At 59.5% G+C, this 25,800-nt stretch carries 25 protein-coding genes; 17 read left to right on the forward strand and 8 right to left on the reverse strand.

The window, feature by feature from the left end:
• Positions 1 to 14 precede the first annotated feature (14 nt).
• Both mutS and fdxA read left to right on the forward strand, forming a co-directional pair.
• Complete coding sequence (gene mutS / locus BLR63_RS16655; RefSeq protein WP_010564153.1) at positions 15 to 2,594, forward strand: DNA mismatch repair protein MutS; 2,580 nt, start codon at positions 15 to 17, stop codon at positions 2,592 to 2,594.
• A gap of 142 nt (positions 2,595 to 2,736) precedes the next feature.
• Positions 2,737 to 3,060 (forward strand): ferredoxin FdxA, encoded by a 324-nt coding sequence (gene fdxA, locus BLR63_RS16660; RefSeq protein ID WP_010564152.1) that lies wholly within the window; start codon positions 2,737 to 2,739, stop codon positions 3,058 to 3,060.
• Between the two features lie 497 nt (positions 3,061 to 3,557).
• Here the strand turns inward: fdxA and apbC are convergent, their stop codons facing one another.
• Positions 3,558 to 4,652 carry an iron-sulfur cluster carrier protein ApbC gene (gene apbC, locus BLR63_RS16665; RefSeq protein WP_010564151.1) on the reverse strand — a complete coding sequence of 365 codons (1,095 nt, stop codon included), beginning with the start codon at positions 4,650 to 4,652 and terminating at the stop codon, positions 3,558 to 3,560.
• Between the two features lie 172 nt (positions 4,653 to 4,824).
• Between apbC and metG the strand changes: the two genes are divergently transcribed.
• The 8 genes from metG (at position 4,825) to BLR63_RS16705 (ending at position 11,649) form a co-directional block, all read left to right on the forward strand.
• Positions 4,825 to 6,876 carry a methionine--tRNA ligase gene (metG, locus tag BLR63_RS16670; RefSeq protein ID WP_010564150.1) on the forward strand — a complete coding sequence of 684 codons (2,052 nt, stop codon included), beginning with the start codon at positions 4,825 to 4,827 and terminating at the stop codon, positions 6,874 to 6,876.
• A gap of 102 nt (positions 6,877 to 6,978) precedes the next feature.
• Positions 6,979 to 7,551 carry an Rnf-Nqr domain containing protein gene (locus BLR63_RS16675; protein ID WP_042946595.1) on the forward strand — a complete coding sequence of 191 codons (573 nt, stop codon included), beginning with the start codon at positions 6,979 to 6,981 and terminating at the stop codon, positions 7,549 to 7,551.
• Entirely contained in the window at positions 7,548 to 8,696 is a 1,149-nt protein-coding gene (gene rsxB / locus BLR63_RS16680) for an electron transport complex subunit RsxB (protein WP_010564148.1), read from the forward strand. The genes BLR63_RS16675 and rsxB overlap by 4 nt, the downstream gene beginning before the upstream one ends.
• On the forward strand, positions 8,683 to 9,642 hold the full coding sequence (locus BLR63_RS16685; RefSeq protein ID WP_010564147.1) for an RnfABCDGE type electron transport complex subunit D: 960 nt from the start codon (positions 8,683 to 8,685) through the stop codon (positions 9,640 to 9,642). Before rsxB ends, BLR63_RS16685 begins: the two co-directional genes overlap by 14 nt.
• The gene (locus BLR63_RS16690; RefSeq protein WP_010564146.1) at positions 9,639 to 10,208 is read left to right on the forward strand and encodes an RnfABCDGE type electron transport complex subunit G; all 570 of its coding nucleotides are present in this window, start codon (positions 9,639 to 9,641) and stop codon (positions 10,206 to 10,208) included. The genes BLR63_RS16685 and BLR63_RS16690 overlap by 4 nt, the downstream gene beginning before the upstream one ends.
• Positions 10,201 to 10,695, forward strand: coding sequence for an Rnf-Nqr domain containing protein (locus BLR63_RS16695; protein WP_010564145.1), 495 nt, complete (start codon positions 10,201 to 10,203; stop codon positions 10,693 to 10,695). Before BLR63_RS16690 ends, BLR63_RS16695 begins: the two co-directional genes overlap by 8 nt.
• A 25-nt stretch (positions 10,696 to 10,720) precedes the next feature.
• A complete protein-coding gene (nth, locus tag BLR63_RS16700; protein WP_010564144.1) occupies positions 10,721 to 11,359 on the forward strand; it encodes an endonuclease III in 639 nt (212 codons plus the stop codon).
• A gap of 107 nt (positions 11,360 to 11,466) precedes the next feature.
• Positions 11,467 to 11,649, forward strand: coding sequence for a PA3496 family putative envelope integrity protein (locus BLR63_RS16705; protein WP_010564143.1), 183 nt, complete (start codon positions 11,467 to 11,469; stop codon positions 11,647 to 11,649).
• 84 nt (positions 11,650 to 11,733) lie between these two features.
• Here BLR63_RS16705 and BLR63_RS16710 read toward each other — a convergent pair whose 3' ends face one another.
• The 3 genes from BLR63_RS16710 to BLR63_RS16720 form a co-directional block, all read right to left on the reverse strand.
• Complete coding sequence (locus BLR63_RS16710) at positions 11,734 to 12,366, reverse strand: response regulator transcription factor (protein WP_010564142.1); 633 nt, start codon at positions 12,364 to 12,366, stop codon at positions 11,734 to 11,736.
• 626 nt (positions 12,367 to 12,992) lie between these two features.
• Complete coding sequence (locus BLR63_RS16715; protein WP_010564141.1) at positions 12,993 to 14,210, reverse strand: argininosuccinate synthase; 1,218 nt, start codon at positions 14,208 to 14,210, stop codon at positions 12,993 to 12,995.
• Between the two features lie 129 nt (positions 14,211 to 14,339).
• Positions 14,340 to 15,248: a flagellar protein MotY gene (locus BLR63_RS16720; protein ID WP_010564140.1), complete on the reverse strand. Its 909-nt coding sequence runs from the start codon at positions 15,246 to 15,248 to the stop codon at positions 14,340 to 14,342.
• Positions 15,249 to 15,404: 156 nt separating this feature from the next.
• Between BLR63_RS16720 and pyrC the strand changes: the two genes are divergently transcribed.
• Both pyrC and rnt read left to right on the forward strand, forming a co-directional pair.
• Positions 15,405 to 16,451 carry a dihydroorotase gene (pyrC, locus tag BLR63_RS16725; protein ID WP_010564139.1) on the forward strand — a complete coding sequence of 349 codons (1,047 nt, stop codon included), beginning with the start codon at positions 15,405 to 15,407 and terminating at the stop codon, positions 16,449 to 16,451.
• Positions 16,448 to 17,119, forward strand: a complete 672-nt coding sequence (rnt, locus tag BLR63_RS16730; protein ID WP_010564138.1) for a ribonuclease T — start codon at positions 16,448 to 16,450, stop codon at positions 17,117 to 17,119. Before pyrC ends, rnt begins: the two co-directional genes overlap by 4 nt.
• Before the next feature lie 68 nt (positions 17,120 to 17,187).
• Here the strand turns inward: rnt and BLR63_RS16735 are convergent, their stop codons facing one another.
• Positions 17,188 to 17,790: a peroxiredoxin gene (locus tag BLR63_RS16735; RefSeq protein ID WP_003172097.1), complete on the reverse strand. Its 603-nt coding sequence runs from the start codon at positions 17,788 to 17,790 to the stop codon at positions 17,188 to 17,190.
• 243 nt (positions 17,791 to 18,033) lie between these two features.
• Between BLR63_RS16735 and BLR63_RS16740 the strand changes: the two genes are divergently transcribed.
• Both BLR63_RS16740 and bfr read left to right on the forward strand, forming a co-directional pair.
• On the forward strand, positions 18,034 to 18,252 hold the full coding sequence (locus BLR63_RS16740) for a bacterioferritin-associated ferredoxin (protein WP_010564137.1): 219 nt from the start codon (positions 18,034 to 18,036) through the stop codon (positions 18,250 to 18,252).
• Between the two features lie 200 nt (positions 18,253 to 18,452).
• A complete protein-coding gene (gene bfr, locus BLR63_RS16745; protein ID WP_010564136.1) occupies positions 18,453 to 18,923 on the forward strand; it encodes a bacterioferritin in 471 nt (156 codons plus the stop codon).
• A gap of 171 nt (positions 18,924 to 19,094) precedes the next feature.
• Here the strand turns inward: bfr and grxD are convergent, their stop codons facing one another.
• A complete protein-coding gene (gene grxD / locus BLR63_RS16750; RefSeq protein ID WP_010564135.1) occupies positions 19,095 to 19,433 on the reverse strand; it encodes a Grx4 family monothiol glutaredoxin in 339 nt (112 codons plus the stop codon).
• Between the two features lie 86 nt (positions 19,434 to 19,519).
• Positions 19,520 to 21,628 (reverse strand): molybdopterin oxidoreductase family protein, encoded by a 2,109-nt coding sequence (locus BLR63_RS16755; protein ID WP_010564134.1) that lies wholly within the window; start codon positions 21,626 to 21,628, stop codon positions 19,520 to 19,522.
• A gap of 433 nt (positions 21,629 to 22,061) precedes the next feature.
• Here BLR63_RS16755 and argF point away from each other — a divergent pair, with 433 nt between their 5' ends.
• Positions 22,062 to 22,982, forward strand: coding sequence for an ornithine carbamoyltransferase (gene argF, locus BLR63_RS16760; protein WP_010564133.1), 921 nt, complete (start codon positions 22,062 to 22,064; stop codon positions 22,980 to 22,982).
• Positions 22,979 to 24,085 carry an ABC transporter ATP-binding protein gene (locus tag BLR63_RS16765; RefSeq protein WP_010564132.1) on the forward strand — a complete coding sequence of 369 codons (1,107 nt, stop codon included), beginning with the start codon at positions 22,979 to 22,981 and terminating at the stop codon, positions 24,083 to 24,085. The genes argF and BLR63_RS16765 overlap by 4 nt, the downstream gene beginning before the upstream one ends.
• Before the next feature lie 7 nt (positions 24,086 to 24,092).
• On the opposite strand, the gene ybaK is transcribed toward BLR63_RS16765, so the two are convergent.
• The gene (ybaK, locus tag BLR63_RS16770; protein ID WP_010564131.1) at positions 24,093 to 24,563 is read right to left on the reverse strand and encodes a Cys-tRNA(Pro) deacylase; all 471 of its coding nucleotides are present in this window, start codon (positions 24,561 to 24,563) and stop codon (positions 24,093 to 24,095) included.
• 326 nt (positions 24,564 to 24,889) lie between these two features.
• Here ybaK and BLR63_RS16775 point away from each other — a divergent pair, with 326 nt between their 5' ends.
• Entirely contained in the window at positions 24,890 to 25,744 is an 855-nt protein-coding gene (locus BLR63_RS16775; RefSeq protein WP_010564130.1) for an MIP/aquaporin family protein, read from the forward strand.
• Positions 25,745 to 25,800: the final 56 nt, after the last annotated feature.

Genomic DNA, 25,800 nt, shown 5'->3' on the forward strand with positions numbered 1-25,800 from the left:
TCGTAAGTACCTGAATGGAAAGCCTTTCTAGCCACACGCCGATGATGCAGCAGTACTGGCGCCTGAAAAACCAGCACCCTGATCAGTTGATGTTCTATCGCATGGGCGACTTCTACGAGATCTTCTACGAAGACGCGAAGAAGGCCGCCAAGTTGCTGGACATCACCCTGACCGCGCGCGGGCAGTCGGCGGGGCAGTCGATTCCGATGTGTGGCATTCCTTACCATTCGCTCGAAGGCTATCTGGTCAAGCTGGTGAAGCTGGGCGAGTCGGTGGTGATCTGCGAGCAGATCGGCGATCCGGCCACCAGCAAAGGGCCGGTGGAGCGTCAGGTGGTGCGCATCATCACGCCGGGGACGGTGAGCGATGAGGCGCTGCTGGATGAGCGTCGCGATAATCTGATCGCCGCTGTGCTGGGCGACGAGCGTTTGTTCGGGCTTTCCGTGCTGGACATCACCAGCGGCAATTTCAGCGTGCAGGAGATCAAGGGCTGGGAGAACCTGCTGGCGGAACTTGAGCGTATCAATCCCGTGGAATTGCTGATCCCCGATGATTGGCCCAAGGATCTGCCGGCGGAAAAGCGTCGTGGGACCAAGCGTCGCGCGCCGTGGGATTTCGAGCGTGACTCGGCGCTGAAGAGTCTGTGCCAGCAATTCTCGGTGCAGGACCTCAAGGGTTTCGGCTGCGAAACCCTGACCCTGGCCATCGGCGCCGCCGGCTGTCTGCTCAGCTACGCCAAGGAAACCCAGCGCACCGCCCTGCCGCACTTGCGCAGCCTGCGCCATGAGCGCCTGGACGACACCGTGGTGCTCGACGGCGCCAGCCGCCGCAACCTGGAGCTGGACACCAACCTGTCCGGCGGACGTGACAACACCCTGCAATCGGTGGTCGACCGTTGCCAGACCGCCATGGGCAGTCGCTTGCTGACGCGTTGGCTGAACCGCCCGTTGCGGGACTTGACCGTGCTGCAGGCACGTCAGACATCCATTACCTGCCTGCTCGACAGCTACCGTTTTGAAAAGCTGCAGCCACAGCTCAAGGAAATCGGCGACATCGAGCGCATCCTGGCGCGGATCGGCCTGCGCAATGCGCGGCCTCGTGACCTGGCGCGCCTGCGCGATGCCCTTGGCGCCCTGCCGCAGTTGCAGGTGGCGATGACCGAACTGGATACGCCGCACCTGCAACAATTGGCTAAAACCGCCGGTACCTACCCGGAACTGGCGGCGCTGCTGGAAAAAGCCATCATCGACAACCCGCCGGCGATCATCCGTGATGGCGGCGTGCTGAAGACCGGCTACGACAACGAGCTGGACGAACTGCAATCCCTGAGCGAGAACGCCGGGCAGTTCCTGATTGATCTGGAAGCCCGTGAAAAAGCGCGTACCGGCCTGGCCAACCTGAAAGTCGGCTATAACCGCGTGCACGGCTACTTTATCGAGCTGCCAAGCAAACAGGCCGAACAGGCCCCCATCGATTACCAGCGCCGCCAGACCCTCAAGGGTGCCGAGCGCTTTATCACCCCGGAGCTCAAAGAATTCGAAGACAAGGCGCTGTCGGCCAAGAGCCGCGCCCTGGCCCGGGAAAAGATGCTCTACGAAGCCTTGCTCGAAGACCTGATCGGCCAGTTGGCGCCCCTGCAGGACACAGCTGCCGCCCTGGCGGAGCTGGATGTGCTGAGCAACCTTGCCGAACGAGCACTGAATCTTGACCTGAACTGCCCGCGCTTTGTCAGCGAGCCGTGCATGCGCATCGTGCAGGGTCGCCACCCGGTCGTTGAGCAGGTGCTGACCACGCCGTTCGTCGCCAACGACCTGTCGCTGGACGACGATACCCGCATGCTGGTGATCACCGGTCCCAACATGGGCGGTAAATCCACCTACATGCGCCAAACCGCGTTGATCGTGTTACTGGCGCATATCGGCAGCTTTGTGCCGGCGGCCAGTTGTGAGTTGTCCCTGGTGGATCGCATTTTCACCCGGATCGGTTCCAGCGATGACCTGGCCGGTGGCCGTTCGACCTTTATGGTGGAGATGAGCGAAACCGCCAATATCCTGCATAACGCCACCGAACGCAGCCTGGTGCTGATGGATGAAGTGGGTCGCGGCACCAGCACCTTCGATGGACTTTCCCTGGCCTGGGCGGCGGCCGAGCGCCTGGCGCATTTGCGCGCCTATACGCTGTTCGCCACTCACTATTTCGAGCTGACCGTTCTGCCGGAAAGCGAGCCGCTGGTCGCCAACGTGCACCTCAATGCCACCGAGCACAACGAGCGCATCGTGTTCCTGCACCACGTGTTGCCGGGGCCCGCCAGCCAGAGTTATGGCCTGGCGGTGGCGCAACTGGCCGGCGTGCCAAACGATGTCATCGCCCGCGCCCGCGAACACCTCAGCCGCCTGGAAGCCACGGCCCTGCCCCACGAAAACGTGGTCGTCAGCCCGAAAAAAACCCAGAGCAAACCCAGCGCGCCACACCAGAGCGATATGTTCGCCAGCCTGCCTCATCCGGTGCTGGATGAGTTGGCAAAGCTTGACCTGGACGACTTGACACCGCGCAAAGCGCTGGAATTGCTCTACTCACTGAAGACACGGGTCTAACGCAGACGCGTGCAAGCTGATAGAATCTCGCGCGGTTTGGGATGCTGCTGGCCTTTAGCCTGGCCCGCAGACTATCGCTCCCAAACTTCGCGAGCCCTGCTACAAAGGGTTTCGCTGCCGCCGCCTGAGGAGAAAATTAGAAATGACCTTCGTCGTCACCGACAACTGCATCAAGTGCAAGTACACCGACTGCGTAGAAGTGTGTCCGGTGGACTGCTTTTACGAAGGCCCGAATTTCCTGGTCATCCACCCGGACGAGTGCATTGACTGCGCCCTGTGTGAGCCTGAATGCCCGGCCGTCGCCATTTTCTCCGAGGACGAAGTCCCCCAAGGGATGGAGTCATTCATCGAGCTGAACGCAGAGTTGGCGGAAATCTGGCCGAATATCACCGAGAAAAAAGACCCGCTGCCGGATGCCGCGGAGTGGGATGGCAAAACAGGGAAGATTGCAGACCTCGAACGCTGATTGCGTCGTTGTTCCCTGAAAGGCCCCTTGCGGGCCTTTTTGCGTTTCTGGAGAACGGGTTGCACTTTTCTGCAGGCAAAAAAAAGGGGCGGTATGACCCGCCCACATTTTATCCCTAGTCCCTGTATTCCTTTTCATCATCCTGATGAATCGCATCCTGCGACGTTCCTTCAAACCATCGTTCCGTGATGGCTGTGCCAATCCTTGGACACGGGGCTGATGTTAAAGCGTTCCAAAGGAAGTTCAACGGGATGCAACCGACGCACCACCAAAAACATGCGCTGAATAATCGATAAATAATTGTTATTTTTCAACAACTTAGAAAACACTTTCGAGCATTCGAGACGTCCGTGCCCAATAAAAAAACCATTCGCTTACGAAAAAGTAAGCGAATGCTTACACACACCATTGCCTAAAAGCGTAGCCGGACACCATTGACCGCCCCACGGGCAAGAAAAAGCCCCGACACAGTCGAGGCTTCTTTCCCTCCAGACGGATCAGTCGTCGCTGACCGTAATGGTCGGCATCGCAGGCGTAGCCGCTTCTTGCAGAACGATACGCGCGCCCACATGACGGGCCAGCTCCTGGTAGATCATGGCAATCTGGCCATCAGGCTCTGCCGCCACGGTGGGCTTGCCGCCATCGGCCTGCTCACGAATCTCCATCGACAGCGGCAACGAGGCCAGCAATTCGACGCCGTACTGGGTGGCCAACTTCTCACCACCGCCCTCACCGAACAAATGCTCGGCATGACCGCAGTTGGAGCAGATGTGCACCGCCATGTTTTCCACCACGCCCAACACCGGAATATTGACCTTGCGGAACATCTCCACGCCTTTCTTCGCGTCCAGCAGCGCCAGGTCCTGGGGCGTGGTCACGATCACCGAGCCGGCTACCGGGACTTTCTGCGCCAGGGTCAGCTGGATATCGCCGGTGCCTGGCGGCATGTCGATCACCAGGTAGTCCAGGTCGCCCCAGGCGGTCTGGGTAACCAACTGCAGCAACGCGCCGGAAACCATCGGCCCACGCCAGACCATTGGTGTGTTGTCATCGGTCAGGAAAGCCATGGACATGACTTCCACGCCCATGGATTCAATCGGCACGAACCACTTCTGGTCCTTGATTTTCGGGCGCGTGCCCTGCGCAATGCCAAACATCACGCCTTGACTCGGGCCGTAGATATCGGCGTCGAGAATGCCGACCCGGGCGCCTTCACGGGCCAGGGCCAGGGCCAGGTTGGCTGCCGTGGTGGATTTACCCACGCCGCCCTTGCCGGAGGCCACCGCCACCACATTCTTGACATTGGCCAGGCCCGGGATCTGCGCCTGGGCCTTGTGCGGTGCGATCACACATTGAATGTCGACCTTGGCGCAAGCCACGCCGTCGATGCCTTCGATGGCCATTTGCAGCATCTGCGCCCAACCACGCTTGAACAGACCGGCCGCATAACCCAGTTCCAACTGGACCGACACCCGATCCCCCTGGATCTCGATGGCGCGAACACAGCCGGCACTGACCGGGTCCTGGTTCAAATAGGGGTCGGTGTACTGGCGAAGAACGGCTTCCACCGCTGCGCGATTGACGGCGCTCATGGGCTACTCCCGAAAAAAGACTGACTGAAACAGGCGGCTATCCTAACCGTTCCAGCGGCATTACGGCATGCTTTCGCTGGTGAGGAAGATGCTGAAACAGCGCCACGGGGTGAAATATATTTCGCGGCGCTTTATAGTGGCCGACCTCCGTTTCATCAAGTAGCCGAGCCCCATGTCCGAGCCACGCAAGATCCTCGTCACCAGCGCCCTGCCCTATGCCAATGGTTCCATCCATCTTGGCCATATGCTTGAGTACATCCAGACCGATATGTGGGTGCGCTTCCAGAAGCATCGCGGCAATCAATGCATTTATGTCTGCGCGGACGACGCCCACGGTTCGGCCATCATGTTGCGCGCCGAAAAGGAAGGCATCACCCCGGAACAACTGATCGCCAATGTACAGGCTGAACACAGCGCCGACTTTGCCGAATTCCTGGTGGATTTCGACAACTTCCACTCGACCCACTCCGATGAAAACCGCGAGTTGTCGAGCCAGATCTACCTACGGCTGAAAGACGCCGGGCACATTGCCACGCGCTCGATCACCCAGTATTTCGACCCGGAAAAGAAAATGTTCCTGGCCGACCGCTTCATCAAGGGCACCTGCCCGAAATGCGGCACCGAGGACCAGTACGGCGACAATTGCGAGAAATGCGGTGCCACTTACGCACCGACCGACCTGAAAGATCCTAAGTCGGCCATTTCCGGCGCCACCCCGGTGCTCAAGGATTCCCAGCATTTCTTCTTCAAACTCCCGGATTTCCAGCAGATGCTGCAAACCTGGACCCGCAGCGGCACCCTGCAGGACGCCGTGGCGAACAAGATCGCCGAATGGCTGGATGCCGGCCTGCAACAGTGGGATATCTCCCGCGATGCGCCGTACTTCGGCTTTGAAATCCCAGGCGAACCGGGCAAGTACTTCTATGTGTGGCTGGATGCGCCGATCGGCTACATGGCCAGCTTCAAGAACCTGTGCAGCCGCACGCCGGGGCTGGACTTCGACGCGTTCTGGGGCAAGGACTCCACCGCTGAGCTGTACCACTTCATCGGCAAGGACATCGTCAACTTCCATGCCCTGTTCTGGCCGGCCATGCTCGAAGGTTCGGGCTACCGCACGCCGACCGGCATCAACGTACACGGCTACCTGACCGTCAACGGCCAGAAGATGTCCAAGTCCCGTGGCACCTTTATCAAGGCGCGCACCTACCTGGATCACCTGTCGCCCGAATACCTGCGCTACTACTATGCGTCCAAGCTGGGCCGTGGCGTCGACGACCTCGACCTGAACTTGGAAGACTTCGTACAGAAGGTCAACTCCGACCTGGTCGGCAAAGTCGTCAACATCGCCAGCCGTTGCGCCGGTTTCATCCACAAGGGCAACGCCGGTGTGCTGGTGGCAGAGAACGCCGCGCCGGAGCTGACTGAAGCCTTCCTGGCCGCCGCGCCTGGCATCGCCGACGCCTATGAAGCCCGCGATTTTGCCCGCGCCATGCGCGAGATCATGGGCCTGGCCGACCGTGCCAACGCCTGGATCGCCGACAAGGCGCCGTGGTCGCTGAACAAGCAGGAAGGCAAGCAGGCTGAAGTCCAGGCGATCTGCGCCACCGGCGTCAACCTGTTCCGCCAGTTGGTGATCTTCCTCAAGCCAGTGCTGCCATTGCTGGCCGCCGATGCCGAGGCGTTCCTCAACGTCGCGCCGCTGACCTGGAACGACCACGCCACCTTGCTCAGCAACCATCAACTGAACGAGTTCAAGCCGCTGATGACCCGTATCGATCCGGTCAAGGTCCAGGCCATGACCGACGCATCGAAAGAAGACCTGGTCGCCAGCCAGACCGATACCGGCGAATCGCAACCCGCGGGCAACGGCGAATTGGCCAAGGACCCGCTCTCGCCCGAGATCGACTTCGACGCCTTTGCTGCCGTGGACCTGCGCGTTGCGCTGATCATCAAGGCCGAAGCCGTTGAAGGTGCCGACAAGCTGCTGCGCCTGACATTGGATATCGGTGACGAGCAACGCAATGTGTTCTCCGGGATCAAGAGCGCTTATCCGGACCCGTCCAAGCTCAATGGTCGCCTGACCATGATGATCGCCAACCTCAAGCCGCGGAAAATGAAGTTCGGTGTTTCCGAAGGCATGGTGATGGCGGCTGGCCCTGGCGGCGAAGAGATCTACCTGCTGAGCCCTGACAGCGGCGCCAAGCCGGGCCAGCGTATCAAGTAAGCCCGCAAGACAGCCCTGTCGTCACGGCGACAGGGCTTTTCAGCTAGTACCCCCTTCTCGCTTGCCGGATAATCAGGCCCTGTTTGCTTAACCGGCATGCCCATGACCGATATGCTCTTCACCGTTCTCAGCGCCGCCCTTGTCAGCAACCTCGTGTTGCAGATGCCGCTGGCTATCGGCTCGACGCTGGCCACTGAGTCACGCCCGCAGTTGCATGCCATGGGGCTGGCCACCACCGTGGTGGTGGTATTGAGCGGCATAGCGGGTTATCTGCTAGACCACTATGTGCTGCGGCCACTGGAACTGACTGCCCTGCGGCTGTGGGTATTTCTACCGCTCATCGCGCTGCTGATCAGCCCGGTGCTCAGCCTGTTGACCCGCCTGCGACCGAACATGCATTGGCACGGCCTGTGGCTATTGCTGCTGGGCAACGCGGGCGTCCTGGGTGTGGTGCTGCTGGACACTAGGGACGATCAGGGCCTGGCGCACATGACCGCGCTGAGCCTGGGTGCCGGGCTCGGTTTCTGGCTGGTGCTGAGCCTGTTCAGCGACCTGCGCGAGCGCATCGCCGAAAACGATATCCCCCCGCCCTTTCGCGGTCTGCCGGTCGAGCTGATCAGTGCCGGACTGATGGCGCTGGCTTTCCTGGGTTTCAACGCAATGATCAAAGCATGAACCTGATTCAACGTATCGACGCACTGCTGCCGCAGACCCAATGCGGCAAGTGCGGACACCCTGGCTGCAAGCCTTACGCCGAGGGCATTGCCCAGGGCGAGGCTATCAACAAGTGTCCGCCGGGCGGGCAGGAAACCATCGTCGGGCTGGCCCGGTTGCTGAACGTGCCGGTCCTGCAGGTAGATACCAGCCGCGGCGAGGCCCCGGCGCAGATCGCTTATATCCGCGAGGCCGAGTGCATCGGATGCACCAAATGCATCCAGGCTTGCCCGGTGGATGCGATTGTCGGTGCCGCCAAGCTCATGCACACCGTGATCGCCGACGAATGCACCGGCTGCGACCTGTGCGTCGCACCCTGCCCGGTCGACTGTATCGAGATGCGTCCATCGCTTGTGGGGGGCCTGGCCGCCAACGAACGTGAACGCCATGCACGCGACCTCAAGCGTGACCGCGCGCGGCGCCGCTACGAGCAACGCAATGCGCGCCTGCAACGGGAGGAAGAACACAAGCTCGCCGAACGCCTGGCACGGGCCAAGCGCGCGACACCGGTACAAGCGCCACAAACCGATCCCCACCAGGCGGCTCGGGATGCGGCGATCAAGAAAGCCAAGATCGGCGTTGCAATGAGCCGCGCCCAGTTGCACAAATCCTTGAAGGCATTTGGTCATCCCCCGACCTTTGAACAGCAGTCGCAACTGATTGTGCTGCAACAACAGTTCGAAGCCGCAGAGCAGGCGCTCGCTACGCTGGAGATCAACTCCCCGCCATCACCGCCGATCTACAAAGACCCGGAACTCAAACGCGCGAAAATCCAACTGGCCATGCGCCGCGCCGAGTTGAAAAAAGCCCAGGACCTGAATGCGGATGCTCAGCAACTGGCCACCTTGAGCGCGGCGCTGGCCGCCGCCGATCAAGCCTTGCATGACGCCGAAGCCGTGTCCGAACAACCTCGCCCCAACTTGCAGCGCGTGGAAAAACGCCCCATCGACAGCCAGTTGCGCCAACTCAAAACCGCCCTGGCATATGCGCGTGCCGATGTCAGTAAACTGCAACGCCAGCCAGGCGTCAGCCCGGATGAACTGAACGCCGCACAACGCAAGCTCGAAGAAGCCCAGCGCCAGGTGGACGCCCATGTCGATAGCTGACCCACAGCAAGCGCTGCGCCGCGTATTGCTGGCAACGCTACCGGGTGTGGCGGCGATGTTCTGGCTTTATGGATGGGGCGTGCTGATCAATCTATCCCTGGCGACAGCAAGCGCACTGCTGGTAGACACACTCGTCCATCGCCTTAGGGGCCGGCGCGTCAGTGATCTGAGCAGTCTGGTCAGCGCAGTGCTGTTGGCGCTGGCGCTGCCCCCCTATTGCCCCTGGTGGCTCAGCGTCGCGGCCGTTACCGGCGGGTTGCTGTTGGGTAAACACCTGTATGGCGGCAACCGTAACCCGTTCAACCCGGCAATGGTCGGTTATGCCCTGATGCTGGTGATGTTTGCGCAGCCGATGAGCCAGTGGCCGGGCATCCACGGCCTGGACCTGCTCACCGGGTTGCAGCGCGTATTGGGCCTGCACGGCGATGCGCCGGATGCCTGGGCCCAGGCCACCGCACTCGATACATTGCGGACCAATAAGAGCCTGACAATCGACGAGCTGTTTTCCGGCAACCCGGCGTTCGGTTATTTCGGTGCCAGGGGCATTGAATGGGTGAGCCTGGCGTATCTGGCAGGCGGCCTCTTGCTGCTACGCCAACGGGTGTTCAGTTGGCATGCGCCCGTCGGCATGCTGGGCAGTCTCTTCGTGGTCAGCTTGCTTTGCTGGAACGGCTCCGGGTCCGACTCACATGGCTCGCCGTTATTTCATCTGCTGAGCGGCGCCACCCTGCTCGGCGCGTTTTTCATCGTCACCGAGCCGGTGTCCGGTCCTCGAACGGCACGGGCTCGCTTGCTGTTCGGCGTAGGGGTCGGCTTGCTGACTTATCTGATTCGTACGTGGGGCGGCTACCCGGACGGTGTAGCCTTTGCGGTGCTGCTGATGAACCTGGCGGTCCCCACGCTGGAGCGCCTGGTGGCGCCAAAACAAACTGCGGTGACGCCATGAAGGGTTGGCCGCTGGTGCTGCTGATTGCACTTCTGGGAATCGCCTTGCCCCTCGGATTTCAACACCTGACCGCTGATCGCGCCGCCCACCAGGCCCAGATGCTGCAACGCCAAGCCTTGCTTGACCTGCTGCCCGCCGAGCGCTACGACAACCTTCCCATGGACCACCCCCTGGCAATCCCTGCGCAACCGTTGGCGTCCAGCCAATTGCAGGGCGGCTATCTCGCGACGCTGTCAGGCCAACCCAGTGCCGTGCTGCTGCACGTACAAGCCAGCGGCTACGCCGGGCCGATCGAGTTGCTGATCGCCATCGACCGCGATGGCAGGTTGCTAGGGCTCAAAACCCTGGAGCAAACCGAAACCCCGAGCCTCGGCGGCCATATCGGTGAACCGGGCAACCCTTGGATGGCGGCGTTCAAAGGCTATTCCAGTAATGACCCGCCCCGTTTCGATCAAATAGCAGGCGCCACGGTGACGTCCCGTGCCGTGATCAACGCCGTTCACGACGCGTTGCGCTATTTCGATGAACATCGGCCGACTCTGCTGGAGCCTGGTCCCCATGCGTAAACCTTCTGGCCTGGTGACCTCGTTGATGCTCGCACCGTTGCTTGGAGTAACGGACACGCTGCCCAAAGCCTTGAGTTTCCTCGGGCTGTCGACCTTGATCGTGGCGCTTTACGCTGGCGCCATGCATGTCGTGCGCGCGCGTCTGAGTCCGCCAATGCGCTTAATCGCCAGCCTGATGCTGGCCGCTACGTTGGTCGCCAGCGCACAGGTCCTGCTGACGGCTTTCGCGCTGTCTCTGTGCCTGCAATTGGGGGGGTATCTGGCGCTGATCAGCGTGCAATGCGTGGTACTGGAATATTCCGGCTTTTTTGACGCCGGCCAGCATCAGGGCCGCCTGCAGTTGTTCGGCCTGTTTGGTGCATCAATGCTGATCCTGGGGTTGTTACGCGACGTGACTGACATCACATTAGTGCCTGCCGGGTTTATCCTGCTCGGCTTATTGCTCGCAGGGTGCCAGGCCTGGACCCAATATTTGAAATCACGCTGACTGCCTGCAAGGAAACCACCGCACCATGAACGCCGCAAAACGCCTGGAAATTTTCCGCAGGCTTCACGAAGACAACCCGGAACCCAAGACGGAACTGGCCTACTCCTCTCCATTCGAGTTGCTGATTGCGGTCATCCTGTCGGCCCAATCCACGGATGTTGGCGTCAACAAGGCCACGGCCAAGCTGTATCCCGTGGCAAACACACCTGAAGCGATCTATGCCCTGGGCGTGGAAGGCTTATCGGAATACATCAAGACTATCGGGCTGTATAACAGCAAGGCCAAGAACGTTATCGAAACCTGCCGCTTGCTGATAGAACGGCATGGCAGCGAAGTACCGCAGACCCGCGAGGCCCTGGAGGCGTTACCGGGAGTCGGCCGTAAAACCGCTAACGTGGTGCTCAACACCGCATTCCGCCAACTGACCATGGCCGTGGACACCCACATTTTCCGGGTCAGCAACCGAACCGGCATCGCCCGAGGCAAAAACGTGGTGGAGGTGGAAAAACAGCTGATGAAGTTCGTGCCCAAGCAGTACCTGCTTGACTCGCACCACTGGCTGATCCTTCACGGGCGCTATGTTTGCCAGGCCCGCAAGCCACGTTGTGGCAGCTGTCGCATCGAAGACCTGTGTGAATACAAGAACAAGACGTCCGACGATTGAGAGATCATCAGTTTTCCCGGGCAGTCGATTGAAAAAATCTTTTTTACCCACTCGAGGAATATCGTTATAAGGGGCGCCAACGGCAGTCTTAGCCTGGAGTTAGCCTTATGAGCACTGACAAAGAACAATTGGAAGTGGAAGACGACCTCGTTGAGTCGGATGACGATGGGACAGAAGTCCCTGTCGCAGAGGTGGCCAAGACCAATCTGAGCAAACGTCGCACTATCGACAATCTCCTGGAAGAACGACGCTTGCAGAAACAACTGGCCGATTACGACTTCGATCTCTGATCGAGCAGTCCACGGCCGGAAGCCTCCCTGACGGAGGCTTTTTTATGCCGGTTAGCCTGGCTATGCGCGATGCTGCGCCTTCCTCTATACCAAGCCGTTACGCTGGGCCAGTTCGATGAGATCCACGAGCGAGCGTGCATTGAGTTTGAGCAACAGGCGGGTCTTGTAGGTACTGACGGTCTTGTTGCTGAGAAACATACCGTCGGCAATCTCCTTGTTGGTCTTGCCGCGAGCCAATTGCTGCAGCACCATCATTTCCCGCCCCGACAGGCGCTCGACCATATCGGCCTCGCTGGCATTGCCCATGGTGGAGCGCACCGAGTTGAGAGCCTGGTTAGGGAAGTAGCTGTAGCCCGACAGGACGGCCTTGATCGCGCTCAGCAACTCGGTCAGGTCCTGTTGCTTGCACACATAGCCTGCGGCCCCCGCCTGCATGCAGCGCATGGAAAAATGCCCCGGCGCCTGGGACGTGAGCACCAGCACCTTGAAGGGTACCGGTTGTTTGGTCGATGACAGCCGGCAAATAACTTCCAGCCCATCGAGTTTGGGGATTCCAATATCCAGTATGACAATGTCCGGCATATGCTCACGCGCAAGTTGCAACGCATCGACACCGTTATCGGTCTCGGCAACGACCTCATAACCATGACGCTCCATTAGCATACGCACAGCAAGACGAATGACAGGATGATCATCCACGATCAGCACTTTATTCATGAGAAAGTCCAATTTCGCTGTTCGAATTATTTAGAGCAAGCACAATAGCCTAGTCGTTTCCTAGTTGGCATAGCATTCCCCCCAAGCAACAGCAAGCAGAGACCCAACCCACAACGATAAAGGAATTGCCCTACAAAAATAGGCCAACTCGGATGTATCCAGTTTTATGGAGCCTTTCAGACCTTTCCGGGGGATTACATATTTTGAGTGATATTTCCCCAGTCCAGGGGGTGGGTAGTAAACGTGCCGCACACAACTTTCAGGAAATGCCCCTTGCTTGCTGGCCTCCAGCGACGAAGCCAAGGTAAAAAAATCGACTGTTTTAGTTCCATTTAACATATTTATTTACACCCATAAGTCCTACAGACCATTCAGCGATTTTCGCCTTAGCTGTACTTTCATGAGTGAATTTTCTGTAAGACTAGTTCCTACACAGGTGTAAAAAATTCATTCACCCTACGAGGCTTTAATAACAATTCATTCCAGAGCTTCACAACGGAGCGCTTTTATTCCATCGACATCAACAGATGTTTAATACTTATAAACATTACCTCTTCGCGCTAATAGCGCAGGCAAAAAAAATGGCCCCTTGAACAAGGGGCCATTTTTCATAACCGTTTAAACACTCAGAACAACGAGCGGCCTTTGTTGGCGGCGATGCGCATGCGCAGTGCGTTCAACTTGATAAAGCCCGCTGCGTCCGCCTGGTTGTAGGCGCCGCCATCTTCTTCGAAGGTGGCGATATTGGCGTCGAACAGCGAGTCATCGGACTTGCGACCGGTCACAATCACGTTGCCCTTGTACAGCTTCAGGCGCACAACGCCGTTCACGTGGGCCTGGGAAGCGTCAATCATCTGTTGCAGCATCAGACGCTCAGGGCTCCACCAGTAGCCGGTGTAGATCAGGCTGGCGTACTTGGGCATCAGCTCGTCTTTGAGATGAGCCACTTCGCGGTCCAGGGTGATGGACTCGATGGCGCGGTGAGCGCGCAGCATGATGGTGCCGCCCGGGGTTTCGTAGCAGCCACGGGACTTCATGCCCACGTAGCGGTTCTCGACGATGTCGAGGCGGCCGATACCGTGTGCGCCACCGATACGGTTCAGGGTCGCCAGCACGGTGGCCGGGGTCATTTCGACGCCGTCCAGTGCGACGATGTCGCCATTGCGGTAGGTCAGCTCCAGGTACTGCGGTTTGTCGGGAGCGTTCTCCGGGGAGACGGTCCAACGCCACATGTCTTCTTCGTGCTCGGTCCAGGTGTCTTCCAGCACGCCGCCTTCATAGGAGATGTGCAGCAGGTTGGCGTCCATCGAGTACGGGGACTTTTTCTTGCCGTGACGCTCGATCGGGATACCGTGCTTTTCAGCGTAATCCATCAGCTTCTCACGGGACAGCAGGTCCCACTCACGCCAAGGGGCAATCACTTTCACGCCCGGCTTGAGGGCATAGGCGCCCAGTTCGAAACGTACCTGGTCGTTACCCTTGCCGGTGGCGCCATGGGAAATGGCGTCAGCACCGGTTTCGTTGGCGATTTCGATCAGGCGCTTGGCGATCAGCGGACGTGCGATGGAGGTACCCAGCAGGTACTCGCCTTCGTAGACGGTGTTGGCGCGAAACATCGGGAAAACGAAATCGCGGACGAACTCTTCGCGCAGGTCGTCAATGTAGATCTCTTTCACGCCCATGGCTTGCGCCTTGGCACGTGCAGGTTCGACCTCTTCGCCCTGACCCAGGTCAGCGGTGAAGGTCACCACTTCACAGTTATAAGTATCCTGCAGCCACTTGAGGATCACCGAAGTGTCCAGGCCGCCGGAATACGCGAGAACGACCTTGTTTACGTCGGCCATGCCATCACTCCACGGGGTTGTACGGAAAGGCGTCGATTCTACCGACCAAAACCGTGAATTTACAGGGGCGCGACAGCAAATGAAGATAAAGCGACAGATTATGTCGAGCGCGCGACCCTGGGGGACGCGTTACGACGTGTGCGCCGGATTGCTCGGTACAGCAGCCTGGGGCGCGGGTTTCTCGGGGGCGGCCACCCGCTCGAGCTGAACATTCACGCGGCGGTTGCGGGCGCGATTGGCCGCATTGGTGTTGGGCGCCAAGGGGTAGCTTTCGCCGTAGAAACGCAGGGTGATCTGCGACTCGGGGATACCGTTGGCCTTGAAGTAGTCCATCACCGCCAGTGCACGACGGCGCGAGACATCGCGATTGGTCAGGCGGTTGCCGCTGTTGTCCGAGTGCCCGTTCAACTCGATATGGTTGACCGTGGGATCGGCTTTCATGAAGGCGAGTATGACTGACAGCTTCTTCTTGGCCGCCGCGTCCAGCTCAATGCCTCCCCCTGGGAAGCCGACTTCGGTCTGTTTGACCTGGTCATAATTCATCGGCAGCAGCTTGGTAGTGCACAACTGATAGTCGCTATACGCCTTGTTGAACTTCACCGGCAGCAGGCGGATTTCCGAATAGCCGCCCTCACGCCCGTAATGCCGCACGGTCGGGCTGCGCCCTTCGAGCAAGCCATTGAACAAGCGTCCGGCCTGGGCCTGGGAGCTGTTGAACAGCACATCCCCGCTGCCGGCGCGCACGGCGCCGAGGTTGATATCACCTCGACCCGGTTGCCACGGGGCAGCCGCCGCCAACAAGGTGGCAGAGCCTGCGCCCAGCGCGCCGCCATAGGCTTTCAGACGAAACGTTGCCTGCTCACCGGCCCGGCGCACGAACTCACCCGAACCGAAATCGGTGATCGGCTGGGTCAGGCGGCACTCGAACTGGTCGCCTTCCACCTTCCACTCAATATTCTCCAGACGTGTCTGGAACGTGAGGGCCATCGCAGGCAGGCTGGCGAACACACTGAGCAGGGCTAAATAATGCTGGCGCACGGGAGGCTCCACTGGTTTCTACAACACTTCAAAGCGTCATACATCGTTAAGGCATACAAAAGGCTATCGGATGCATCCTGCAAAACTTGATAGCGAGTGCCTGCAAGAGTCTTTTCCGGTAGCATTCCCACCAGATTGACCCGCCTGGAATCCCCAATGTCCGACCGCCTGACCCTGCTGCGTCCCGACGACTGGCATATTCATCTTCGCGATGGTGCTGCGTTACCCCAAACCGTGGCCGATGTGGCGCGCACGTTCGGCCGCGCCATCATCATGCCTAACCTGGTACCTCCGGTGCGTAATGCCGCAGAAGCCGATGCCTATCGCCAGCGTATCCTCGCTGTACGGCCGGCCGGCAGCCGCTTCGAACCGTTGATGGTGCTCTACCTCACCGACCGCACTCAGCCCGACGAGATTCGCCAGGCGAAGGCCAGCGGTTTCGTGCATGCCGCCAAGCTGTACCCGGCGGGCGCAACCACCAACTCCGATTCCGGCGTGACCAGTATCGACAAGATCCTGCCGGCCATCGAAGCCATGGCTGAAGTCGGCATGCCGCTGCTGATCCACGGCGAAGTAACCCGTGGCGATGTGGACGTGTTCGACCGCGAGAAGATCTTCATCGACGAACACATGCGCCGCGTGGTCGAGCTGTTTCCGACCCTCAAGGTGGTGTTCGAACACATCACCACGGCCGATGCGGTGCAGTTCGTCACCGAGGCCCCGGCCAACGTCGGTGCGACCATCACCGTCCATCACCTGCTCTACAACCGCAACCACATGCTGGTGGGCGGGATTCGGCCACACTTCTATTGCCTGCCGATCCTCAAGCGCAACACCCACCAGGTGGCCTTGCTGGATGCCGCGACCAGCGGCAACCCGAAGTTCTTCCTCGGCACCGACTCGGCCCCCCACGCCCAGCATGCCAAGGAAGCCGCCTGCGGCTGTGCCGGTTGCTATACCGCGTTTGCCGCCATCGAGTTGTATGCCGAAGCGTTCGAACAACGTAACGCCCTGGACAAACTCGAAGGCTTCGCCAGCCTCAACGGCCCGCGTTTCTATGGCCTGCCGGCGAATACCGACCGCATTACCCTGGTCCGTGAAGACTGGACCGCCCCTGCCAGCCTGCCGTTCGGCGAGCTGACTGTTATCCCGCTGCGCGCCGGTGAAACACTGCGCTGGCGCCTGCTGGAGGAAAGCAAGTGAGTGAAGACCATTACGATGACGAACACGAGCACAGCGGTGGCGGTTCCCGTCACCCGATGGCCGAGCGGTTTCGCGGCTATCTGCCGGTGGTCATCGACGTAGAGACCGGTGGCTTCAACTGCGCCACCGACGCGCTGCTGGAAATCGCCGCGACGACCATCGGCATGGACGAGCAGGGTTTTGTGTTCCCGGAACACACCCACTTCTTCCGCGTCGAACCGTTCGAAGGCGCGAACATCGAAGCAGCGGCCCTTGAATTCACAGGCATCAAGCTTGACCACCCACTGCGCATGGCCGTCAGCGAAGAAGCGGCGCTGACCGATATCTTCCGTGGCGTGCGCAAGGCGTTGAAGGCCAATGGCTGCAAACGCGCAATCCTGGTGGGTCACAACAGCAGTTTCGACCTGGGCTTCCTCAATGCCGCCGTCGCGCGGTTGGACATGAAGCGCAACCCGTTCCACCCGTTCTCCAGCTTCGACACCGCCACCCTTGCGGGCCTGGCTTATGGCCAGACCGTATTGGCCAAAGCCTGCCAGGCCGCCGGTATCGACTTTGACGGCCGCGAGGCCCACTCGGCACGCTACGACACCGAGAAGACCGCCGAGCTGTTCTGCGGCATCGTCAACCGTTGGAAGCAGATGGGCGGCTGGGAAGACTTCAACGACTGAGGTCGAACTCCCGCGCATAAAAAAACCGGCCTTCTCAGGCCGGTTTTTTTGTACCGCGAAACAGGCGCTTACAGCTTGCCGGCGTTCTCGGTCAGGTAAGCCGCAACGCCTTCTGGCGAAGCGTTCATGCCTTTGTCGCCTTTTTTCCAGTTGGCTGGGCAGACTTCACCATGCTCTTCGTGGAATTGCAGGGCGTCGACCAGGCGGATCAGCTCTTCCATGTTACGGCCCAGCGGCAGATCGTTGATGATCTGGGAGCGTACAACGCCCTTGTCGTCGATCAGGAACGCGCCACGGAAAGCCACGCCGCCTTCGGACTCAACGTCGTAGGCCTTGGCGATGTCGTGCTTCATGTCGGCAGCCATGGTGTATTTGACTTTGCCGATGCCGCCATCGTTGATGGCCGTGTTGCGCCAGGCGTTGTGGGTGAAATGGGAGTCGATGGAAACGGCGACCACTTCAACATTACGCGCCTTGAAATCGTCCATGCGGTGGTCCAGGGCGATCAGTTCCGAAGGGCAGACGAAAGTGAAGTCCAGCGGGTAGAAGAACACCAGGCCGTATTTGCCTTTGATGGCTTCGGACAGTTTGAAGCTGTCAACGATTTCGCCATTGCCGAGGACGGCTGGGACGTCGAAATCCGGGGCTTGTTTGCCGACGAGTACGCTCATGGGGTATCTCCTGATGTAAGGGTGACGATTGAAGTAAAAGGACCGGCCTTGAGTCTGCCGCATTCAAACGACAGACCTGTGACGCAGTCACGCTTCGTGAAGACCGACCATCATACACGGAAAAAACCGTTCGTCAGCGCACGGGCGGTGCCCGACAATTCCCTGCGATTCTACTTTGACAATCATTCTCGTTAACATTAAGATCCACCGCACTCAAGCCTTAAACCGCGACGGTTCTCCCTTATGTATGTGTGCCTGTGTACCGGCGTCACCGACGGACAAATCCGCGAAGCAATCTACGAAGGTTGCTGCAGCTACAAGGAAGTGCGTGAAACCACTGGCGTTGCCAGCCAGTGCGGCAAATGTGCTTGCCTTGCCAAGCAAGTGGTACGGGAAACCCTGACGCAGTTGCAAACAGCTCAGGCCGCGCTCCCCTATTCAGCAGAATTTACACACGCTTAAATAGACGTATTTTGAAGAACCGGACTTATGTCCGGTTTTTTTATGCCCGCAATTCAATCAGTTAGCCCCAAGACGCGGAATACAAACATTCTTATTCCGATTAATTTCCATTTACTATTCAATAACTTAGGTTTGACACTCGAGTGTGCGCCGCTCAAACTCCGGCCTATATACAGCTATTACAGGGCAGGACCCCAGTCATGAAAGGCGACATCTCAGTCATCCAGCAACTCAACAAAATCCTTGCCAATGAACTGGTCGCGATCAATCAGTACTTCCTGCATGCGCGCATGTATGACGACTGGGGCCTGGAAAAGCTCGGCAAACGTGAATACAAAGAATCCATCAAGGCCATGAAGGACGCCGACGCGCTGATCAAGCGCATCCTGTTCCTGGAAGGCCTGCCGAACGTGCAGGACCTGGGCAAGCTGAACATCGGCGAGCACACCCAGGAAATGATCAGCAGCGACCTGGGTTTTGAGCGCAAGAGCCACAGCGACATCAAGGCCGCCATTGCGCATTGCGAAACCAAAGCCGACTTCGGCAGCCGCGAACTGCTGGAAGATATCCTGGAAGACCAGGAAGAACATATCGACTGGCTGGAAACCCAACTGGGCCTGATCGACAAAGTCAGCCTGGAAAACTACCTGCAATCGCAGATGGGCGAATAACCCCTATTCATTGTAGGAGCGAGCTTGCTCGCGAAGAGCGTCAACGATAACGCGTGCATTCAGGATGAACGCGGCGTCTTTGAGTATTTCGCGAGCAAGCTCGCTCCTACATTGAAAGCATGAAAAAGCCCCGCTCTCGGATGAGAAGCGGGGCTTTTCATTGCAGGTCGATCAAGCTTCAGTCTTGGCTGCCGCTTTTGCTGCTGCGTCTTTGACCAACGTCTGCAACTCACCGTTCTCGAACATTTCAGTGATGATGTCGCTGCCGCCGACCAGTTCACCGGCTACCCACAGTTGCGGGAACGTCGGCCAGTTGGCGTACTTCGGCAGGTTGGCGCGAATTTCCGGGTTTTGCAGGATATCCACATAAGCGAATTTCTCGCCACATTTCATGATGGCTTGGGACGCCTTCGCGGAGAAACCGCACTGCGGGGCATTGGGAGAGCCCTTCATGTAAAGCAGAATGGTGTTGTTGGCAATCTGCTCTTTGATCGTTTCGATGATATCCATGGAACACCTCGGCTGGAACTTTGCGACTCACAGGTCGGCACGGTGGCGCATTGTAACGCAAAATCCCAGCGCGGTGCTCAGGCGCCTTAAGCGGCCGCTACCTGTACCGGCACGCCATTCAACGCCGCGTTGCCCGACAATTCGTCCAATTGCCGCTCGTCGGTCAAGTCGTTGGCGCTCGCCCCCGGCTGACCGCTGGCGATGGTCATCTGCACCCCAGGGCGACCGTGGCCCCAGCCGTGAGGCAGGCTGACCACACCGGGCATCATGTCCAGGCTGGCCACGACTTCCACCTCGATCATGCCGATCCGCGAACTCACCCGCACCCGCTGGCCATCACTCAACTGCCGATGGGCAAGGTCATCGGGATGCATGTGCAACTGGTGCCGAGGCTTACCTTTCACCAGCCGGTGATAGTTATGCATCCAGGAATTATTGCTGCGCACATGCCGCCGACCGATCAATAGCAGTTCGTCGACCAGTGGCAACGGTTGCGCCGCAAAGCGCGCGAGGTCCGCCAGGATCACCGCCGGCGCTGCCTGCACTTTGCCATCGGCGGTTTTCAAGCGTGCGGCCAGATTGGGCTTGAGCGGCCCCAAATCCACGCCATGGGGGTATTCGGCGAGCATCGCCACCGACAATTTGTGGCTGGACGCATCGCCATACACGCCAGCGCGCAGCCCCAAGTCGATCATTTGCGCCGGTGACAGGGTCGGCTTGAGCGCAATCCCTGTGTGCGCGGCAAACGCCTCGGCCAAGCCGACGAAGATTTCCCAGTCATGCAACGCGCCCGCAGGTTTGGGCAAGATCGCACGATTGAAACGGGTTACATTGCGCACCGCGAACATATTGAAGGTGGTGTCGTAATGATCGTTTTCCAGCGCCGACGTGGACGGCAGGATCAGGTCGGCATAACGCGTCGTTTCGTTGATATAGAGGTCGACGCTGACCATGAATTCCAGCCCGTCCAGGGCCTGCTCCAACTGGCGACCATTCGGCGTCGACAGCACCGGATTGCCAGCCACAGTGATCAGGGCGCGGATCTGCCCTTCGCCATCGGTGAGCATTTCTTCAGCCAAGGCCGACACCGGCAACTCGCCACCATACTCCGGACGCCCCGACACACGGCTCTGCCAGCGATTGAAATGCCCGCCGCCGGTCGACGCCACCAAGTCCACCGCCGGCGTCGTGCATAACGCGCCGCCGACCCGATCCAGGTTCCCTGTCACCAGGTTGATCAACTGCACCAACCAATGACACAAAGTGCCAAACGCCTGGGTCGATACCCCCATGCGTCCATAACACACCGCTTTGTCCGCTGCGGCAAAGTCACGCGCCAATTGGCGAATCTGCTCGGCAGGCACCGCACACTGGCGGCTCATGGCCTCGGCGGTAAACCCGGCGATTGCGCGGCGCACGTCCTCCAGGCCGTCGACTGGCAAGTGACTGTCACGGGTCAGGTTTTCGGCAAACAATGTGTTGAGCACCCCGAACAGCAGCGCCGCATCGCCGCCAGGTCGCACGAAAAGATGCTGATCGGCAATCGCGGCCGTCTCGCTGCGCCGTGGATCGACCACTACCACTTTGCCGCCACGGGCCTGAATGGCCTTGAGGCGCTTCTCCACGTCGGGCACGGTCATGATGCTGCCGTTGGATGCCAGCGGGTTGCCACCCAGGATCAGCATGAAGTCGGTATGGTCGATGTCCGGGATCGGCAATAACAGGCCATGACCGTACATGAGGTGGCTGGTGAGGTGATGGGGCAACTGGTCGACCGACGTCGCGGAAAACCGGTTACGTGTCTTGAGCAGGCCAAGGAAGTAGTTGCTGTGGGTCATCAACCCGTAGTTGTGCACGCTGGGGTTGCCTTGGTACACCGCCACCGCATTCTGTCCATGCCGCGCCTGAATGCCGGCCAGTCGCTCGGCGACCAGTGCAAAGGCGTCCTCCCACGGGATCGGCCGCCATTCGCTGCCCACCCGCAACATGGGTTGGTGCAGGCGGTCGGGATCATTCTGAATGTCCTGCAGCGCCACGGCCTTGGGGCAGATATGCCCGCGGCTGAACGTATCCAGCGCATCGCCCTTGATCGAGGTGATCGCCAGGCTGCCGTCGTCGGCTTGGGTGGTTTCCAGGGTCAGGCCACAGATGGCTTCACACAGATGGCAGGCACGGTGATGGAGAGTCTTGGTCATGGCCAGTCTCTTTATAGGGGCTTTGGCCCAACTATGGCCTGCGACTGACAGGGGCGCCAGTAAGGTTCGTCCCGTGAATCCATGGGCATCAGGCCAGGCCATGGGTAAGGGTTAGCAAATGTTTCAAAAGCGCCCACACCCGCCATCAAACCGACGCGATCCAGCCTGGGCTCGCCTCCGCGCATTGCAAAAGGTTGCGACGCCAGTGTACAAATGACCCGCTGCTGTCTGGAAATCGTCTTCAAAAGCGCTTTCGCGCCCTTCTTGAACGCCCCCGAAACCGTAGCCCTATTGGTAAGACGCGACATTTAATTATAAGATCGCGCCTTCCCCCATTTCGTCGCCCCGTGCGGCTTTCGCCGCAGGTCTCGCCCGTTTTCACAATAAACAAGGCTTTGAGTATCTGCGGTCTGTTGCAAAAAGGTAGTTAATGATGAGCGCAAGGCACTTTCTCTCCCTGATGGATTGCACGCCCGAAGAGCTGGTCAGCGTGATCCGTCGAGGCATTGAGCTTAAAGACCTGCGTAACCGCGGCGTACTGTTCGAGCCGTTGAAAAACCGCGTACTCGGCATGATTTTCGAGAAGTCGTCGACCCGCACCCGCTTGTCCTTCGAGGCCGGCATGATCCAGCTGGGCGGCCAGGCGATTTTCCTGTCGCCCCGTGACACCCAACTGGGCCGTGGCGAGCCGATCAGCGATTGCGCGATCGTCATGTCGCGCATGCTCGATGCGGTGATGATCCGTACCTTCGCCCACAGCACCCTGACCGAATTCGCCGCCAACTCCCGCGTACCGGTGATCAACGGCCTGTCCGATGACCTGCACCCCTGCCAGTTGCTGGCCGACATGCAGACCTTCCTCGAGCACCGTGGCTCGATCCAGGGCAAGACCGTGGCCTGGATCGGCGACGGCAACAACATGTGCAACAGCTATATAGAAGCGGCGATCCAGTTCGACTTCCACCTGCGCATCGCCTGCCCGGAAGGCTTCGAACCGTCCGCCGAATTCCTCGCCAAGGCAGGTGCCCGCGTGCAAATCCTGCGCGATCCAAAGGATGCAGTGGTGGGCGCGCACCTGGTCAGCACCGACGTCTGGACCTCCATGGGCCAGGAAGACGAAACCGCCAAGCGCCTGAAGCTGTTTGCGCCGTTCCAGGTCACCCGCGCCCTGCTCGACCTGGCCGCGCCGGACGTGCTCTTCATGCACTGCCTGCCTGCCCACCGTGGCGAAGAAATCAGCCTCGACCTGCTCGACGATCCGCGCTCGGTAGCCTGGGACCAAGCGGAAAACCGCCTGCACGCGCAAAAGGCCCTGCTCGAATTTCTCGTCCCGCCTTCATACCACCACGCATGAGCCAGCCGTTACTGCTGAATCTGCGCAATCTGGCATGCGGCTATCAGGACCAACGGGTGGTGCAGAACCTCAATCTGCACCTCAACGCCGGCGACATCGGCTGCCTGTTGGGCTCATCGGGATGCGGCAAAACCACGACCTTGCGCGCGATCGCCGGATTCGAGCCGGTGCACGAAGGCGAGATCAGCCTGGCCGGTGAAGTCATCTCCAGTGCCGGATTTACCCTGGCACCGGAGAAACGTCGTATCGGCATGGTGTTCCAGGACTACGCACTGTTTCCCCACCTCAGCGTGGCCGACAACATTGCCTTCGGTATCCGCAAACACCCGCAAAAAGATCGAGTGGTCGCCGAACTGCTGGAACTGGTCAACCTGAAGAGCCTGGGCAAGCGTTTCCCCCATGAGCTTTCCGGTGGCCAGCAGCAACGCGTCGCCCTTGCCCGTGCATTGGCACCGGAACCACAACTGCTGCTGCTGGACGAACCGTTCTCCAACCTCGACGGCGAACTGCGACGCAAGCTCAGCCTCGAGGTGCGCGAGATCCTCAAGGCACGGGGCACCAGCGCGATCCTGGTGACCCATGATCAGGAAGAGGCGTTCGCTGTCAGTGATCAGGTCGGCGTTTTCAAGGAAGGTCGCCTTGAGCAGTGGGACACGCCCTACAACCTCTATCACGAACCGCAGACGCCCTACGTCGCCAGCTTTATCGGCCAGGGCTATTTCATTCGCGGTCAATTGAGTTCGCCAGAGTCCGTGAGCACCGAGCTGGGCGATCTGCGCGGTAATCGCGCGTACACCTGGCCGACCGGCGGCGCGGTGGATGTATTACTGCGTCCGGATGACATCGTCTATGCGCCCGACAGTCCGTTGAACGCGCGGATCGTCGGCAAGACATTCCTCGGCGCATCGACCTTGTACCGCCTGCAGCTGCCGACCGGCGCACAGCTGGAATCGATTTTTCCCAGCCATGCCGATCATCAGGTGGGCGCGCTGGTGGGCATTCGTGTCGCCGCCGAACACCTGGTGCTGTTCCAGGCTTCCGGCAGCGTCGCGGCGCAGATACCTCGATCCGACTCCGGCGTGAGACGCTACAGCCCGGCCTGATACCCACTCATGCCCGGCCAATTTCCGCGAATTTGGCTTGGGTATGCTCAGCCAGCACCGCAGCGGGCAGTTCGACTTCCAACCCCCGCCTCCCGGCACTGACAAAAATCGTCGCGAACGGCTGCGCACTGACATCGATAAAGGTGCGCAAACGCTTCTTCTGTCCCAGCGGGCTGATGCCTCCCAACAGGTAACCGGTCGAGCGCTGCGCCGCCGCCGGATCGGCCATCTCGACTTTCTTCACCCCTGCCGCGTGGGCCAGCGCTTTCAAGTCCAGACTTCCGACGACCGGCACCACGGCCACCAATAATTCGCCCTTTTCGCTGCTGGCCAGCAAGGTCTTGAATACCTGTGCCGGGTCGAGGCCCAATTTTTCCGCGGCCTCCAGGCCATATGAAGCGGCCTTGGGATCGTGTTCATAACTGTGGATGCGATGTTCGGCGCGAACTTTTTTCAACAAATCCAATGCAGGGGTCATGGCGTCTCCAGGCGTGGCAAACAGGTGGCCAATTCTAGGCCAAGCGCGCACAAAACGCTCTAGCGCGCCCGTGCCTGGGGTACGCCTTGGATGGAATAAGCGTGATCATTCATCAGGCTAATACTTTGAAAGTGACCGATGGTTCACTTTCGACCTTTGACAGCCGTGATTCTTGTCTATATTTTTTCGTTTCCGAATCCTGTAGGAATAGACTCACGGGATTCGAGCAGTAAGCCGTGTCGGAGATGGGGATCTCCTCCACGGTGAAAATCGCGCATGGCACGATGAGGCCAAACGCCAGACAAGAACAACAATCGAGGTTTTCCATGACAACTGCTCTTCAACAGCCTTCACTTTCGAGCCAATGCATGGCCGAATTCCTGGGGACTGCGCTTCTGATCTTCTTCGGTACCGGCTGTGTCGCTGCGCTCAAGGTCGCGGGTGCCAGCTTTGGCTTGTGGGAAATCAGTATCATCTGGGGGATCGGCGTGAGCATGGCGATCTACCTGAGCGCCGGGATTTCCGGGGCTCACCTCAACCCGGCGGTGAGTATCGCCCTGTGTATTTTCGCCGACTTCGACAAGCGCAAACTGCCCTTCTATATCCTCGCCCAAGTCGCCGGCGCCTTTTGTTCGGCGGCCTTGGTGTACACCCTCTACAGCAACCTGTTTTTCGATTACGAACAAACCCACCACTTGGTACGCGGCACTCAAGCCAGCCTGGAATTGGCCTCGGTGTTCTCCACCTACCCCCATGCCCTGCTGAGCACGGCCCAAGCGTTCCTGGTGGAAGTGGTCATCACGGCGATCCTCATGGGCGTGATCATGGCCCTGACCGACGATAACAACGGCTTGCCCCGCGGCCCGCTGGCGCCCCTACTGATCGGCCTGCTGATCGCGGTGATTGGCAGCGCCATGGGCCCCTTGACCGGCTTTGCGATGAACCCGGCGCGGGACTTCGGGCCCAAGCTGATGACCTTTTTCGCCGGCTGGGGTGAAATAGCCTTTACCGGCGGCCGTGATATTCCTTACTTCCTGATTCCGATCTTCGCGCCGATTGTCGGCGCATGCCTCGGCGCCGCGGCCTATCGCGGGCTGATCGCCCGCCATCTGCCGAGCGCCGCACCTGCTATCGCTGAAACAACTGACACGGCTGTCAACGGCAAAACTCGTATTTCCTGAAAGCGCCAGCCTGATCCCCCTGCCCTTCGCGGTCCAGGCTGATTTCCGACTTCCTT

This window comes from Pseudomonas extremaustralis (assembly GCF_900102035.1).
GTDB lineage: Bacteria > Pseudomonadota > Gammaproteobacteria > Pseudomonadales > Pseudomonadaceae > Aquipseudomonas > Aquipseudomonas extremaustralis.

Coding starts and splice junctions, on each gene's coding strand:
- apbC (WP_010564151.1), bottom strand. CDS start 4,652: ATGAGCGCCGTCAATCGCGCAGCGGTGGAAGCCGTTCTTCGCCAGTAC.
- BLR63_RS16735 (WP_003172097.1), bottom strand. CDS start 17,790: ATGAGCGTACTCGTCGGCAAACAAGCCCCGGATTTCGACGTCCCAGCC.
- mutS (WP_010564153.1), top strand. CDS start 15: ATGGAAAGCCTTTCTAGCCACACGCCGATGATGCAGCAGTACTGGCGC.
- BLR63_RS16715 (WP_010564141.1), bottom strand. CDS start 14,210: ATGGCCGACGTAAACAAGGTCGTTCTCGCGTATTCCGGCGGCCTGGAC.
- BLR63_RS16675 (WP_042946595.1), top strand. CDS start 6,979: ATGACCGATATGCTCTTCACCGTTCTCAGCGCCGCCCTTGTCAGCAAC.
- BLR63_RS16755 (WP_010564134.1), bottom strand. CDS start 21,628: ATGACCAAGACTCTCCATCACCGTGCCTGCCATCTGTGTGAAGCCATC.
- BLR63_RS16690 (WP_010564146.1), top strand. CDS start 9,639: ATGAAGGGTTGGCCGCTGGTGCTGCTGATTGCACTTCTGGGAATCGCC.
- BLR63_RS16705 (WP_010564143.1), top strand. CDS start 11,467: ATGAGCACTGACAAAGAACAATTGGAAGTGGAAGACGACCTCGTTGAG.
- ybaK (WP_010564131.1), bottom strand. CDS start 24,563: ATGACCCCTGCATTGGATTTGTTGAAAAAAGTTCGCGCCGAACATCGC.
- BLR63_RS16740 (WP_010564137.1), top strand. CDS start 18,034: ATGTATGTGTGCCTGTGTACCGGCGTCACCGACGGACAAATCCGCGAA.
- argF (WP_010564133.1), top strand. CDS start 22,062: ATGAGCGCAAGGCACTTTCTCTCCCTGATGGATTGCACGCCCGAAGAG.
- BLR63_RS16765 (WP_010564132.1), top strand. CDS start 22,979: ATGAGCCAGCCGTTACTGCTGAATCTGCGCAATCTGGCATGCGGCTAT.
- BLR63_RS16685 (WP_010564147.1), top strand. CDS start 8,683: ATGTCGATAGCTGACCCACAGCAAGCGCTGCGCCGCGTATTGCTGGCA.
- rsxB (WP_010564148.1), top strand. CDS start 7,548: ATGAACCTGATTCAACGTATCGACGCACTGCTGCCGCAGACCCAATGC.
- nth (WP_010564144.1), top strand. CDS start 10,721: ATGAACGCCGCAAAACGCCTGGAAATTTTCCGCAGGCTTCACGAAGAC.
- BLR63_RS16710 (WP_010564142.1), bottom strand. CDS start 12,366: ATGAATAAAGTGCTGATCGTGGATGATCATCCTGTCATTCGTCTTGCT.
- metG (WP_010564150.1), top strand. CDS start 4,825: ATGTCCGAGCCACGCAAGATCCTCGTCACCAGCGCCCTGCCCTATGCC.
- fdxA (WP_010564152.1), top strand. CDS start 2,737: ATGACCTTCGTCGTCACCGACAACTGCATCAAGTGCAAGTACACCGAC.
- pyrC (WP_010564139.1), top strand. CDS start 15,405: ATGTCCGACCGCCTGACCCTGCTGCGTCCCGACGACTGGCATATTCAT.
- BLR63_RS16695 (WP_010564145.1), top strand. CDS start 10,201: ATGCGTAAACCTTCTGGCCTGGTGACCTCGTTGATGCTCGCACCGTTG.
- BLR63_RS16775 (WP_010564130.1), top strand. CDS start 24,890: ATGACAACTGCTCTTCAACAGCCTTCACTTTCGAGCCAATGCATGGCC.
- bfr (WP_010564136.1), top strand. CDS start 18,453: ATGAAAGGCGACATCTCAGTCATCCAGCAACTCAACAAAATCCTTGCC.
- grxD (WP_010564135.1), bottom strand. CDS start 19,433: ATGGATATCATCGAAACGATCAAAGAGCAGATTGCCAACAACACCATT.